This window comes from Paracoccus sp. MBLB3053, from assembly GCF_031822435.1.
Lineage (GTDB): Bacteria > Pseudomonadota > Alphaproteobacteria > Rhodobacterales > Rhodobacteraceae > Paracoccus > Paracoccus aurantius.
The window spans coordinates 2,297,256-2,308,515 of the sequence record NZ_JAVQLW010000001.1 but is presented as its reverse complement, the minus strand read 5'-3'; the positions used below and the strand labels follow the sequence as shown (position 1 = coordinate 2,308,515).

The window sequence follows — 11,260 nt, the reverse complement described above, 5'->3', positions numbered from 1 at the left end:
CCGTCTCCTTCAAATCATGAGGCGCGCCCCCGGATCGATGTCCGCCAGGTCGCGCCCCTGCAACTCTTCCTCCTCGATACGATCGGAGATCGCTGTCAGGATATCCGCACCGATCCGCCCGACAGTGGCCACTCCCGCAGGGCTGAGGTCGAGCTCACGCTCCATCCTGTCGGGCATAGATTCGATCCCGTCCCGGACGATCTTCCCGATGCTTTCGAGCAGATCGACAACATCCGAGAGCGGGACCAGCTGACCGCGACGACGCTGCGCCTCGGACCAGCGCATATCCGCCTCGGCCAGCTCGCGCCTTTCCTTCGCCGAAAGCGTGGCGGCGGGGTTGTCGATATCGACGCCGAGAAACTCGGCCCTGAGCAGGCTGATCTGCGCCTCGTTATGCCGGGTCCGGCTGGCGAGGTCTGCTTCCCGGGCATTCCGCCATGCCCAGCAATGGGACAACCGCAGGACATAGGCACGACCATTGCCGCCGACCTGTGCTACCGGCATGCCGTCGCGGATCCATTTCGAGATCGTGTTGACGGTCGTGTTCAGCGCCTGGGCAATTTCTTCCTGGTTCATGTCGGCATCGAGAACGCCGGCCGGAAGTGGGAAACGGCGCAGCTTCTCCGCCAGCTCGGCATCGACTTCGACCGCCAGCAGATCCGACGCCACATCCTGCGATGGCAACTCAGACCCCAACAACAACCCCATCTCCCTGATCGTCAGCGCCAGAAAAAACTTGCGAGCAGCGGGGCGCGAATGACCCCCGAACGTTCGAATGGCAGGAAGGACCCGCCGAAATTTTCAGCCCTTGGCCGAGCGGCGGGCGACCATTTTCGCGATCGTCCTGCGCAGATGATCGGGCAGCCGGTCCCGAAAGACCTCTTCGGCCCCATCGAAGAACCCGAGCCGCTCGTCATAGACGGGCATCGCCCGCGTGAAGTGCAGGATCTTGGCAATCGATCCATCCGCATTCCGCTTCCAGACCCCGGCAGACAGCCTTGATCCCTCGCGCGGCACGAAGAACCCGGCACGCCGCTTGTTGCGCTTGCGCGAACTTGCGGTCGTATTCGATGACTTCTCGCGTTGGGCCTGAACTGCCGATAGCGCCTGGTTGCGTTCACCAGCCGACCAGTTGCCCGACGCATCGAGCTTCGCCCCGCCTGCCGGCACAACCGCGGTGATGATCCCGTCGTAAGCCAGCCGCGCATCGAGCAGCGCTTCCAGCCCGGTCCTGCCTCGACGGCCACCGTGTTCCTGAACCTTCAGGTAATGGCGCTTCCCGACCGAAGGCTTTTCCATCACCTGCGCCTCGAGATCGCGCGGCTTGGCTCCTTTCACGGTGAACGCGTTCTTGGTGAACCGGGTTGGACGATCAAAGACCTGATCCATGCGGTGCTGAACATGCTCGAGGACATCCCGGGCGGTATCATTCAGCGCCCAGGTCGCCGCGATTGCGATGTCCCTCTCGCCCAATTGCTTCAGGCTGTCCTGCAGCTGTCGATCATCAATCGAAATCCTGAGCATGCGGCCCTCGCCGATGGATCGGTCAACCCGATTGCAATATCGACCGGATCAGATGGGCCCTTCATCCTGCCGCATCAAGCGGCTGATCCGGTGAGCTCGACGTGGCTGCTACACGCCAGAGGGCAAGCACCTTGGAAACGAAAAGCGCCCGCGAGGATGTTTCCTCCGGGCGCTCGTGTGGTGACTGCAAAATGTCAAGGAAGGCAGGGGGAAGTCAAGAACTTTTCCACGGCGTCATTTCGGGAAGTCCGTCCAGGATGCGAATGGAGCTGAATGCGCAGCGGGAAAGATCGAACAGAAGGTACATCAAAGCACCGTACCAGGCGAGATATTCCCGGCGTTTCTGGGCAATTACCGCGCCCGATCCGGTCAGGCTCACCGGGCAAATCTCCGGACGGTAGGACTTCACCCTGCCCCTCTTGTCCTTGAATGTCACCTGCGCCAGCTTCCGCGTCTCACCCAGCCATTCGCCAGCATCCGTCATCTTCCAGCCGGTGGGAACGAATCTCCGAGCTTCAGCCACGGCCCAGTCTGGGCTTCGGCGCGCGCGCGCCAGTTCTGCGATCCTGGTTGCCATTTGACGACCACCATATTCGACCGGCAGCCGCTCGACAAACGAGGCGATGATTTGCGCATCCGCATGTGGCTCACTCGTGCCGCCACCGTCAATTCGGCAGCCCAATTCGCGCTGGCGCTGCAAGATCCAAAGAGCATCGACGCCGCCTCGGAAAAACTCGCCTGTCTGGTCGAAATCCAGACGGGCATACTCTGTGGCGAACGCCCATTCCAGCGCCTGCTGGATGGTCAAGCCGCGCACAACCGATCGAACAGGCCACGAAACAGCCTCACCCTGCCCAATCCACTGCGCCTCATTCAACATATTGTGCCCCATATCATTCATCACACTGCCTATTGTTTCGATCGCTGTTTCTTCAGGGAGGATAGGGAGGATTTTTTATTCTCTAGGGATTGTTCAGGGAGGATAGATTTCAAGTATTATTGTTTTATTTCATATGGTTGATGTGTTCAGGGAGGATAGGGAGGGAAAACCGGATACGCACATATGAGGCAGACTGCGCCCCAGACCCCTTTCATTCTCGCGCATACGCGTAGGGGCGAATCCTCCTCCCTGTCCTCCCTGAGGCCCCGAACCCCTTGTAACCTCGGAGGAAAACACGGGGAGGAATGACCTCCCTTGCCTCCCTACAGGGAGGAAAAACACTCCCTGAGGCTTCTTCGGGTAGGGGGTGCGGGGATTACCGGCTCTCATCTTGAGCCCCGGTGCGGCCAGCGATGGGCCGCCCTTTCGCGTCGCGTGGTGCGGTTCGGAAACGGTGACCGAAATCGATGAGCAAGCGGATCCCGTCATATCGCATGATGCCGTTCGACTTCCGCTCGGAGAACTGCCGGCCCGTTTTAGGACTGACCCAACGCCGCATCTTGTCCTTGAGCTGGCGCTGAACCGTGCCTTGCTGCCAGACGTTGCCACCCTGCTCGTCCTGCCAGAACTGGAATGCCTGAGCGAGGTCCTTGGCTGTCTCGCTATCCTCTGGCTGCCCCGATACGTCGCAGCAGGATTCCAGGAAGAACCCGATAGGATCGCTTTCCTCTCGGTATTCGTTCGTCGCGCTCAGGACGGCCTGTGGCTCTTGCAGGCCACCTTCCAGGTAGTCGATCAGACCTTCGATGAGCCAGTTCAGAATGCCGGAGCGTTCTTCCCATAGCTTCGCCCCAAGATCTGGATCCCGCTCTTTCGGTGGAATGGTCACGTCGAAGGGCACGATCAATAACCGTCGCCAGATACCGTCATCACGACCGCGAACCTCAGGGCGGTAGTTCCCCTGGATCGTGATCTTGAACTTCGGCGTCACCTCGATCTGCTCACCAAAGTTCGGGCGAACGTTGATGGGTTCGCCTCCGGTGAGCTGCTTGATCAGCCCCTCGCGAAGTTTCTCACCCTCCTCGGGCTCGGAGGTGCGCACCATCCTGGCGAGCATGAGAGGTACCAGGTCTGGTGTAGCGGCTGAACCGTCCTTCTTGGTGGAGCCGGTCAGCGTTTCGATCCGCGCTGTGGCGGCGTAGTCTCCAAACATGCGCGCGATCAGGTCGACCAGCACGGATTTCCCGTTGGCACCGAGGCCGTAGAAGAAGACCAATTTCTGGTCTCCGGTCAGGGCGGTCGTATTCAAGGCAAACCAACGCTGCACGAACCGTCTGACATCCGGATCGGGAAGAACGCGGGAGATGAACTTGAAAAATGTAGGGCACGTCGCAGCCGGATCGTAGGGCACCGGCATCATCTTGGTAATCAACTGATCCCTTGAGTGAGAGACAAATTGCATGTCGCCCATCGCACTCATGCCATTCACTGGATCACCCGGGCTGACTGAAAACCGCAGCACGCCATTCTCGCAACATACGTCCAGGGGGGCTGAGTTCAGCCGTTCGAAAGGCACGGCAAGGTCGATGCCCGCTTCCTTGATGAGCGCGTCGATTCGCGTCGTGTTCCCGGATGTCTTGGCCCAACCGTGATGATCCTTGCGAACCGACAGGAGCACCTTTTCGATGCCAGCCAGTCGCGCGAGCTTGGGGGCCATGCTGTCCAGCTCCTGTTGGGCAGCCTCTGCATCGTCCCCATTGCCGGATAAGATACGGCTCAGTTCCCGTTCGCGGCGACGTAACCCAACGCCTTCCTCGAGAACCTGCATTTGCCAGTCCTCAAGACGTAGGTGCGGGACCTCTTGCGAGATCAGCCCGCCGATCTTCTGGGCGCGCCTCCTGACCTCGATGCCGTCCTCGTCCTTCTGCCATCGCTGCCCTGTCCACAGATGCCACCCATAGCGAGGAACGTGGATCAGCTCGTCTCGGTAATGGCGGGCATAGCGCTGACCATTGCCATGATCATTGAGTTGGTATTGCGCGCATTCCACCAGAGGATCATCGATCGGATCATCGGAAGGGGTTCCAGGGGAATGTTCCCCGCCCTCCTCTAGCGCAAATTCCTTGGCCATATCATCGGGCAGATCGACTTCTTCTGCGTTGCCCATGACAGACCGCACTTCGCCAAGAGCGGTTTCATGATGATCTTTCATTGCTGTCCCATCAGGATATCGTTGAGGTCCCTGCCCTCCCCGGCATGGACGATGGACCCGCGCAAACCGGGTCGTTTGATCATGGCGCGGCGCAGGCCGGCCTTGAGTTTTGCGGTCGTCAGCTTGGGATCGCTGTCGCCGTCCTGGACGAAGATCAGCCGGCGCACCCATTCGGGCGGCAACCATGCATCGGTATCGTCGAGATCGGGCAGTCCCGCGAATTTCAGGCCGGGGCCGCGTTGCATGCGGCCGGCCATGTTGCCCAGATCGACCCCGCACCAATAGGCCGTGGCCTGCGGCGCGGTTTCCGCGATCAGGGCGGAAAGGGTCGTCTCGACCCCCTCGGCCATGATCATGGTGTCGCTTCCCTTCGGGGTCAGGAACCGAATGGCCCCGCCCTTCTTCGATCCCAGTACCTTCTTGGCTGGCAGCGTTTCGCCCGCCTTTCTCGGGTCGGGCAGGACCAGCTTGCCCTTGGGCTGGCCCAGATCGAGCCAGGTCCGATGCACCGCGGTCACCCGGTTGCCGGCATCGACCACGGCGCAGATCATCGCCGGTCCGGTATGAATGACCTCCCATTGCCCCGGGCGTTCGGCCGGAATGGTGTAGCGCGCGGCCGGATCGAAACGGACGCATTGCGGCAGACGCGGATAGAGATCGGGATCGATGCCCCGCAGCGCCAGGTAATCGCGCACGGCCGTGCCCTCGGCGGGCTGCGCCGCGAACCAGATGTCACGCGCCGAGCTGATCGAGCTTTCGCGCTGCTTGCGGGCGATATCATCCTGCTTGCGCCGGTTCGCTTCGGATTTGCGCCGGCGTTCGGCGCGCTCGGCATCGCTCAGACCTTCGGCCGGACCGCAGAGCCATTCGAGCGCCGCCCGGAAATCCATGCCCATGACATGTTGCACCAGTGCGATCTGATCGCCCTTGGCATTGGGCCCACATTCCTTGCGGCACTGGAACATGCCGGTCCGCAGGTTCACCCCGAAGCGATCCCGGCCACCGCATTGCGGGCAAGGACCGACCAGCTCGCCACCGGTCCGAACCAGTCCCGCCAGTTCCAGCCGTGCGACGATATCGGCGATCGGCATGGCCTTGGCCTCTTCCAGGCGGTGATCGTCGCCCTTCATGCCGTGCCTGCCCTTCTGCGCACGGCAACCAGCAGATCCCGACGGCCATCGATCTTCAGGACGCCCATGTCGGTGGTAATCGCGGGGAAAAGCATCTGATACCAGCGTGCGACGACGTCATGGCTGCTGCCGCCAATCCGCTTCGCAATCGCCTCGACCGGGATACCGCGGCAAAGCTCTTCGACGATCACCAGATCCGCCGCGGGGCCAAACCCCTCCTCGAGGCTGTCGAGATGGCGCAGCACCAGGCGCTGCACCGAGGTAAGATCGGGATGGGAAATCCTGTCCATCATTCCGTCTTCCCGGTGACCACGTCCCAGGCATCGGCGAGACGCCGACCATCCCAGTCGTTCATGATGCTCCGGGCGCGGTCATGCAGGCCGCCGAAATCGCCCAGCGGGCCCTGCTTCTGGCTGGCAAACTGTTCGGCCAGCACGATCAGCGGGCGAAGCCGCTCGACCTGGCGTGAGACCCGGGGCAAGACGTCCTGGATCATTCCGACGATCATGCCGATCTTGCTGCGGTCCCTCAGCTCGGGCCGCGACAAAAGCGCAAGCGCATGGATCAGGGCATGATCATGGGGCGAAAGCCTCTGCCGCTCAGCCATCGAGATCCGCCCGCTTCTCTGCTCCCGACCAGGTCGTGCGTTCGACCGCGCGCAGCAGCCGGTCGCCGGCCTCGCTCCAGACTTCTGGACGGCCAGCCGCAGACATCACCGTGTCGATGAAGTGATCCATTTCGCGTGTCAGCTCATGACCCGCGCCGAAGGTCTGGAAGACGAGAGCTCCGACACGGTCTATCGCGTCAGGGTTGACCATGTCGGCCTTTGCCCCATACCCTAGGGCCATCATCCCGAACCTGGCGCGGACCGATGCCAGTCCTCCGACTGGCAAGGCCGAAATGTCACAATTACGCTGAATATTCATTGCCGACCTCGCATTTTCTGGTGATCCGGCCCTGTCTGATCGCAGAGCGAAACTTTGTAAGATATTGGAGTGCCGCGTGTTTACGGTGCGAAATGGATTGATCGTCGATGTCCACGACGAGAGCCCGGTGGCCATTTCGGTGGACAGCTTTTCCAACGCCCTTGGAGAAGGCGACCAGGGCCTTGCCGTCATAGTCCGCCTCTTTCACGAAAGCTGGTCGACCGCCGACGGGCTGGTTCCCGAGAATCAGATTTACCAGTTCGCGATAAGCGCGCCTCAGGCCGCAGATCTCGGCCGTCGTCTTCTGGAACTCGCTGCGCAAGCCGAGAAGAAGTTGAAGGGAAAGCCCCGGTAGTGTCTGCGTCCCTGCGCGCCTGGCTTTTGATAGATTCAAGACATGTTCCATGTGCTCTCCCAGGTTTCGCGAAACGGTTGGGCGCGGCGGCAAGATGGGAGGAGGCGCCGCGCCCTCATCACCGGCCCGAACGGAGGAGGAGGCCGGTGATATTTTTGCCCCGCCGTCGGCAGAACGGCTCTCGGCCGGGCCAGCCGCAGGATTCCACGATTCCGCTTCCCTTCGCTTCGCCCGAAGCGGACAGAATCGCAGCGGGTTACTCGCGGTCAGGCCGTGCCGCCCCACCACTCCCCCGCCCCGGGCATCCTGAAAGCCCGCAGATCACGAATCGACCTCCAGAAAGCGGATCGCCATCGGCTGACCGGCACTCAGGTGCTTGATCAGCCTTTCGTTCTCGTCATTGGGCTCGGAGTTTCGAACGAACCGGGCGCCGAGAAGCATTTCGGGTTCAGGTTTTCTCATGACCGGCCCCGCATGATCTCGGCGTAGCGCGGCAGGGTTTCGACCGCGTAATCGACGATGTCGCCATAGGGGCGACACATACCGTCGAACCAGTTGCAGGCGGTCTGGAAGGTGACGCCGAAATGCACGGCGCATTCCTCGCGCGAGCCAAAACTGGCGATCATCAGGTGTGACCAGCGTCGCATGAACGCATCACGGTTGATGGCATGGATATGACCGCGGCGGATCGCCGGGGCCGAGCGCCTTCTGTCAAACGCCCTTTCACGGGACATTTGGCCTAGGCCGTGGGAAGCTGACTTCCGTTCACGAGTGCTGTGAGGTTGGGACATGGGAAATCTCGGGATTTGGGACCGTCTGCGCGGTCGGTTGACTGGCTCCAGACGCAACCCCACCATCTCTTCCGACGAACGAGAACAGGTGCCGGGGGCAGTCGATACCCGCGTCCAGGCACATGCGCTCGATGACGTCGAACCAACGGGCCGAAAAACAACCGTCGGTCACAGCATTACTGACGGCCGTGACACGGACGCCGATCGCCGTGGCAATCTCACGCCGGCCAAGAGCCTTACAGATCGAAGAGACAGAGGGGGGGATAGTCTGATCCATGCCGACAAGCTGCGTCAGATTTTCTGGCGCGTCAAGGTTCAGACGACCCGCAATTCACAAATTCTGAAGTCAAGCGATAATGCCGGCATGGACATAGAGACGAAAACCAAGCTTGCCCACCTGAACGACATGGGGCTGGCCGCAACTGCTATACGCCTGCGCGCGGCATTCCTGGCCACTGGGATCCCTCAGCTTCAAGAATTCGCGCGGGCCGCGAAGATATCGCGGACCGTCCTGAGCAATGCCCTTTCAGGCTCGACATACCCCAATCGGGACGTGATGAAGTACCTTTACCGATCGCACCGGATAGACTTTAACTTCATCATGAACGGCGATTTCTCCCAGCTCCCAGGCGATGTGCAAGAGAAGTTATTTCCAGCGTTAGAAGTCGCAAAAAATGAATGGGATCAAAGAGAAAGTTCAAGTTGACTCCGCGGCGCTTTGCGATGCGGGCAATCAAATGCATAAACTTGGACATCCGTCCTCCTGGACAACAATATAGGAAAAGTGATTGAGGCCGCGGGTCAGTGAACTGACCATGAGGCGCGTCAACTTCTGCGACGAATAAGCGATCCAACCTCAGCAACCTGTCATTGCCGACGGCCACGGGCGACCGCCCGTGAGCCTGGCCAGGCCAATGGCTTGATCGCCTTTGGTCTTTCCAATAAGGGCCATCAGCGATTCTTCCCCTAAAGCGACTTTGAAAACCTCGCGCTCTCGTGCCAGGCCGAGAGGCATGATCTTTCTCAGATCAATATTTCATGTTTTCTGACATGTGCTAATTGACATTTCAGATTTACTGACACAACTTGATCCCATCCTCAACCCTTGGATGGAGCTCGAGATGCAGACCCATTCACTACCCCAGACGACATCCCTTCCCGCCACACCACGTGCCATCGCCGATGCGCGCGCCGTTATTTGCGATCCCAATCTGGCCGCGACGCTGCCCGAGACCTTCCGTCGGCTTGCCTTCCTCATCCTCGCCTCTCAGCACGGAATAAGGGTCACGCAGCGCCACCGCGCGGCCAATCTGGCGGGCCCGGGCCGATAGCCCGGCGCCCGAACCCCACATGCCTTCATGCTCGATCCGGCATCTGACTGTCCCGCCGGATCCACTGGCCCCCGGCCATCTTCTGAGCCGGGGGCATTTTCAATCAACGGGATGAGCCCAGAAGTGCCTGAGCTGCCCGGGCTGCTCGAACAGGGACAATCGATCCCAGAAGTCTGGAGAGACCGCATGAACACTGCGCATCGATTGGAATTCTTCACGGATGCCGATGGCTATCCGCAGGCATGCTTCGCCTGGGGCGAAGTCCCGCCGCAGACCATCACGGCCGAGAGGATCGCCGAGGCTGCGAGCTATTACGCTGGCCTCGGCGAGGATGCTCTCGCGCTCGAGGAGTTCGAAGTCCAGTCGCTCTGGATCCGCCAGGCCGATCCGAACTTCATCGACGGTGATGGACAGTGGCAGTTCTGCGCCGAGGCCGATCCCGGCGCCACCCGCATCACGGGAGTTCGATTCTCATGAACGCATCAACCCGGATCATCACAGTTCAGATCAGCCCATATGTTTCGTGGCAGGGCGAAGCGCACCTAGCCCCCAGAAGGCACCAGGACGGCATCGCCATCCAGATCAAGCGTCTGCGCCGACATGCCCATGGCCACCCGCTCAGCATCGAGGACGAGGCCCACAACGCCGCATTGGACGAGGTGTTGGCCACCCTATCGCAGGCCGACGCAATTGAGCCCGCCACCACACCCACCGCGACTGTGCCGGTGGTTGAGGCGCGTCGGTTTATTGATCGACATCTGTCGGGTCGGGAAGAAGCGGTGTGACGAACCACATCGTCAATATCAGCGGCGGCAAGGACAGCACCGCGACTTACCTGCTCGCGCTGGAGCGGGGCGTGCCTTTCCGCGCGGTCATGGCCGACACCGGCAATGAGCATCCCGACACCATCGCCTATGCCTTGTCGCTGGGCGAGCGCACGGGCGGGCCGACTGTCGAGATGTTCAAGGCCGACTTCACCGAGCGCATGGCGAAGAAGCGCGCTTTTGTCGCTGCCAAATGGCCCGAGCATGGCGTACCCGCCGATGTGATCGAGCGCGCCCTTGCCGTACTGCATCCGACCGGGATCCCGTTTCTCGATCTATGCATGTGGAAGGGCCGCTTCCCGTCGCGCCGGGCGCAGTTCTGCACCGAGTTCTTGAAATCCGAGGTCATCGGATCGCAGGTGATCGAGCCTGCGCGCTGCGCCGGGCCAGTCATTCAATGGCTTGGCGTTCGCCGGGCCGAAAGCCTCGCGCGCCGCAATTCGCCCATGTGGCAGACGGTGCGGACTCCCGGACTGCACATCATGCGGTTCTATCGCCCGCTGATCCATTGGTCGGCTGGGAATGTGTTCAGCTATGCAGCCGCCTGCGGCCTCGAGCCGAATCCGCTTTATCTTCAAGGTATGTCGCGTGTCGGCTGCTTCCCCTGCATCAACGCCAGCAAACCTGAGCTACGCGCAATTGCCACGCGGTTCCCCGAGGCTTTCGACCGCATCGCGGAATGGGAGGCGATCTGCGCCGAGGCGTCGAAGCGCGGCGCCGCGACGTTTTTCGCCGGCGACACAACGCCGGAAGGCGCATCAATGGCGCGCAGCGGCGTCACCGGCCATCGGGGAGGTGAGCAATATCCCCGCGCCCATGCTGTCGCGGAATGGGCGCGCACGGATCGGGGCGGCAAGCAATTCTCCTGGATCATCGACCAAGAGGTCGATGGCCTATCCTGTTCATCTCATTATGGGCTTTGCGAATGACTTTTCATTCTCCACAGCCGCTTCGAGCCGACGTCCTGTGCGAGTCGTCGGGCGTCATGCACCGCGCTTTCGAAGCTCTCGGTCACAACGCAACCTTGGTCAACCTGCTGGCAGCCGAGGATGGCAGCAATCACCACTTCGTCGGCTTCACGCAGAGGGAGGTCGAGTGATGGGCGCACCCAGGGCGACTGATGCTGCGATGCGCCGCGCACTTGCCGCGTGGCAAGGTGCTGGCCTGGCCGTGGGTAGAATGGAGGTCACGCCAGAAGGGCGGATCATCATCACGGCGCCAGAGATGGACAAACCTGCCGAACCCGCGCAGGCTAAAGGGCCGAAACAGTGGTCGAAGATCAGCTGA

General features: G+C 61.2%; 18 protein-coding genes. 7 read left to right on the top strand and 11 right to left on the bottom strand.

Going from position 1 to position 11,260, the window contains the following annotated elements; translation table 11 throughout:
* Nucleotides 1-9 precede the first annotated feature (9 nt).
* The 11 genes from RGQ15_RS11555 to RGQ15_RS11505 form a co-directional block, all read right to left on the bottom strand.
* Entirely contained in the window at nt 10-699 is a 690-nt protein-coding gene (locus RGQ15_RS11555; RefSeq protein ID WP_311160375.1) for a terminase small subunit, read from the bottom strand.
* A 102-nt stretch (nt 700-801) separates the two neighbouring features.
* Nucleotides 802-1,524 (bottom strand): hypothetical protein, encoded by a 723-nt coding sequence (locus RGQ15_RS11550; protein ID WP_311160374.1) that lies wholly within the window; start codon nt 1,522-1,524, stop codon nt 802-804.
* A 214-nt stretch (nt 1,525-1,738) separates the two neighbouring features.
* Nucleotides 1,739-2,425: a hypothetical protein gene (locus tag RGQ15_RS11545; protein WP_311160373.1), complete on the bottom strand. Its 687-nt coding sequence runs from the start codon at nt 2,423-2,425 to the stop codon at nt 1,739-1,741.
* A gap of 355 nt (nt 2,426-2,780) precedes the next feature.
* Nucleotides 2,781-4,616 carry a DNA primase family protein gene (locus tag RGQ15_RS11540; RefSeq protein WP_311160372.1) on the bottom strand — a complete coding sequence of 612 codons (1,836 nt, stop codon included), beginning with the start codon at nt 4,614-4,616 and terminating at the stop codon, nt 2,781-2,783.
* Complete coding sequence (locus RGQ15_RS11535) at nt 4,613-5,746, bottom strand: DUF7146 domain-containing protein (protein WP_311160371.1); 1,134 nt, start codon at nt 5,744-5,746, stop codon at nt 4,613-4,615. Before RGQ15_RS11535 ends, RGQ15_RS11540 begins: the two co-directional genes overlap by 4 nt.
* Nucleotides 5,743-6,039: a hypothetical protein gene (locus RGQ15_RS11530; RefSeq protein WP_311160370.1), complete on the bottom strand. Its 297-nt coding sequence runs from the start codon at nt 6,037-6,039 to the stop codon at nt 5,743-5,745. The genes RGQ15_RS11535 and RGQ15_RS11530 overlap by 4 nt, the downstream gene beginning before the upstream one ends.
* Nucleotides 6,036-6,353 carry a hypothetical protein gene (locus tag RGQ15_RS11525; protein WP_311160369.1) on the bottom strand — a complete coding sequence of 106 codons (318 nt, stop codon included), beginning with the start codon at nt 6,351-6,353 and terminating at the stop codon, nt 6,036-6,038. Before RGQ15_RS11525 ends, RGQ15_RS11530 begins: the two co-directional genes overlap by 4 nt.
* Nucleotides 6,346-6,594 (bottom strand): hypothetical protein, encoded by a 249-nt coding sequence (locus tag RGQ15_RS11520; protein ID WP_311160368.1) that lies wholly within the window; start codon nt 6,592-6,594, stop codon nt 6,346-6,348. The genes RGQ15_RS11525 and RGQ15_RS11520 overlap by 8 nt, the downstream gene beginning before the upstream one ends.
* A 61-nt stretch (nt 6,595-6,655) precedes the next feature.
* A complete protein-coding gene (locus RGQ15_RS11515; protein ID WP_311160367.1) occupies nt 6,656-7,078 on the bottom strand; it encodes a hypothetical protein in 423 nt (140 codons plus the stop codon).
* Nucleotides 7,079-7,348: 270 nt separating this feature from the next.
* Nucleotides 7,349-7,489, bottom strand: a complete 141-nt coding sequence (locus tag RGQ15_RS11510) for a hypothetical protein (protein WP_311160366.1) — start codon at nt 7,487-7,489, stop codon at nt 7,349-7,351.
* Entirely contained in the window at nt 7,486-7,674 is a 189-nt protein-coding gene (locus RGQ15_RS11505; RefSeq protein ID WP_311160365.1) for a hypothetical protein, read from the bottom strand. The genes RGQ15_RS11510 and RGQ15_RS11505 overlap by 4 nt, the downstream gene beginning before the upstream one ends.
* Nucleotides 7,675-7,816: 142 nt before the next feature.
* On the opposite strand from RGQ15_RS11505, the gene RGQ15_RS11500 reads away from it, so the two are divergent.
* From RGQ15_RS11500 to RGQ15_RS11470, 7 genes are all read left to right on the top strand, one after another.
* Entirely contained in the window at nt 7,817-8,524 is a 708-nt protein-coding gene (locus tag RGQ15_RS11500; protein ID WP_311160364.1) for a hypothetical protein, read from the top strand.
* Nucleotides 8,525-8,939: 415 nt separating this feature from the next.
* Nucleotides 8,940-9,149, top strand: coding sequence for a hypothetical protein (locus RGQ15_RS11495; protein ID WP_311160363.1), 210 nt, complete (start codon nt 8,940-8,942; stop codon nt 9,147-9,149).
* A gap of 186 nt (nt 9,150-9,335) precedes the next feature.
* On the top strand, nt 9,336-9,626 hold the full coding sequence (locus tag RGQ15_RS11490; protein WP_311160362.1) for a hypothetical protein: 291 nt from the start codon (nt 9,336-9,338) through the stop codon (nt 9,624-9,626).
* Nucleotides 9,623-9,934, top strand: coding sequence for a hypothetical protein (locus tag RGQ15_RS11485; protein ID WP_311160361.1), 312 nt, complete (start codon nt 9,623-9,625; stop codon nt 9,932-9,934). The genes RGQ15_RS11490 and RGQ15_RS11485 overlap by 4 nt, the downstream gene beginning before the upstream one ends.
* Nucleotides 9,931-10,902 carry a phosphoadenosine phosphosulfate reductase family protein gene (locus RGQ15_RS11480; protein ID WP_311160360.1) on the top strand — a complete coding sequence of 324 codons (972 nt, stop codon included), beginning with the start codon at nt 9,931-9,933 and terminating at the stop codon, nt 10,900-10,902. The genes RGQ15_RS11485 and RGQ15_RS11480 overlap by 4 nt, the downstream gene beginning before the upstream one ends.
* Nucleotides 10,899-11,072 (top strand): hypothetical protein, encoded by a 174-nt coding sequence (locus RGQ15_RS11475; protein WP_311160359.1) that lies wholly within the window; start codon nt 10,899-10,901, stop codon nt 11,070-11,072. The genes RGQ15_RS11480 and RGQ15_RS11475 overlap by 4 nt, the downstream gene beginning before the upstream one ends.
* Entirely contained in the window at nt 11,072-11,260 is a 189-nt protein-coding gene (locus RGQ15_RS11470; RefSeq protein ID WP_311160358.1) for a hypothetical protein, read from the top strand. Before RGQ15_RS11475 ends, RGQ15_RS11470 begins: the two co-directional genes overlap by 1 nt.

What these genes read in the sequence shown, in the direction of transcription:
- RGQ15_RS11550 (WP_311160374.1), bottom strand. Translation starts at nt 1,524, where the DNA reads ATGCTCAGGATTTCGATTGATGATCGACAGCTGCAGGACAGCCTGAAG.
- RGQ15_RS11545 (WP_311160373.1), bottom strand. Translation starts at nt 2,425, where the DNA reads ATGAATGATATGGGGCACAATATGTTGAATGAGGCGCAGTGGATTGGG.
- RGQ15_RS11540 (WP_311160372.1), bottom strand. Translation starts at nt 4,616, where the DNA reads ATGAAAGATCATCATGAAACCGCTCTTGGCGAAGTGCGGTCTGTCATG.
- RGQ15_RS11535 (WP_311160371.1), bottom strand. Translation starts at nt 5,746, where the DNA reads ATGAAGGGCGACGATCACCGCCTGGAAGAGGCCAAGGCCATGCCGATC.
- RGQ15_RS11530 (WP_311160370.1), bottom strand. Translation starts at nt 6,039, where the DNA reads ATGATGGACAGGATTTCCCATCCCGATCTTACCTCGGTGCAGCGCCTG.
- RGQ15_RS11525 (WP_311160369.1), bottom strand. Translation starts at nt 6,353, where the DNA reads ATGGCTGAGCGGCAGAGGCTTTCGCCCCATGATCATGCCCTGATCCAT.
- RGQ15_RS11520 (WP_311160368.1), bottom strand. Translation starts at nt 6,594, where the DNA reads ATGGCCCTAGGGTATGGGGCAAAGGCCGACATGGTCAACCCTGACGCG.
- RGQ15_RS11515 (WP_311160367.1), bottom strand. Translation starts at nt 7,078, where the DNA reads ATGGAACATGTCTTGAATCTATCAAAAGCCAGGCGCGCAGGGACGCAG.
- RGQ15_RS11510 (WP_311160366.1), bottom strand. Translation starts at nt 7,489, where the DNA reads ATGAGAAAACCTGAACCCGAAATGCTTCTCGGCGCCCGGTTCGTTCGA.
- RGQ15_RS11505 (WP_311160365.1), bottom strand. Translation starts at nt 7,674, where the DNA reads ATGCGACGCTGGTCACACCTGATGATCGCCAGTTTTGGCTCGCGCGAG.
- RGQ15_RS11500 (WP_311160364.1), top strand. Translation starts at nt 7,817, where the DNA reads ATGGGAAATCTCGGGATTTGGGACCGTCTGCGCGGTCGGTTGACTGGC.
- RGQ15_RS11495 (WP_311160363.1), top strand. Translation starts at nt 8,940, where the DNA reads ATGCAGACCCATTCACTACCCCAGACGACATCCCTTCCCGCCACACCA.
- RGQ15_RS11490 (WP_311160362.1), top strand. Translation starts at nt 9,336, where the DNA reads ATGAACACTGCGCATCGATTGGAATTCTTCACGGATGCCGATGGCTAT.
- RGQ15_RS11485 (WP_311160361.1), top strand. Translation starts at nt 9,623, where the DNA reads ATGAACGCATCAACCCGGATCATCACAGTTCAGATCAGCCCATATGTT.
- RGQ15_RS11475 (WP_311160359.1), top strand. Translation starts at nt 10,899, where the DNA reads ATGACTTTTCATTCTCCACAGCCGCTTCGAGCCGACGTCCTGTGCGAG.
- RGQ15_RS11470 (WP_311160358.1), top strand. Translation starts at nt 11,072, where the DNA reads ATGGGCGCACCCAGGGCGACTGATGCTGCGATGCGCCGCGCACTTGCC.